The 257-nt window shown below is 42.4% G+C and carries 1 tRNA gene; it reads right to left on the bottom strand.

Annotated features, from left to right (window positions below):
* Positions 1-183: 183 nt before the first annotated feature.
* A tRNA-Thr gene (locus QOS01_RS10540) sits at positions 184-256 on the bottom strand.
* Between the last annotated feature and the right edge of the window lies 1 nt (position 257).

The following is a 257-nucleotide window of genomic DNA, read 5'->3' as shown; positions in this document are numbered from 1 at the left end:
AATAAGTAGGGCGATCGTGATCCAAGCTTGAGGATCACGACCGCCTTTTTCAATACGTGTCGTTATGGTGTGCTTACTTTTCTGTGTGCACAGCCGTGTGCATAACATTCCTAAATAAACAAAAATAATCCTTGATACACATTCGCAAAGCGTTGATATATCAAGGATTAGGAAGCTTTATAGTGCTGACTAGAGGATTCGAACCTCCGACCTCATCATTACTAATGACGTGCTCTGCCAACTGAGCTAAGTCAGCA

It is taken from the genome of Limosilactobacillus avium, assembly GCF_947381485.1.
Classification (GTDB): Bacteria; Bacillota; Bacilli; order Lactobacillales; family Lactobacillaceae; genus Limosilactobacillus; species Limosilactobacillus avium.
This window is presented reverse-complemented; position numbering and strand designations above follow the sequence as displayed.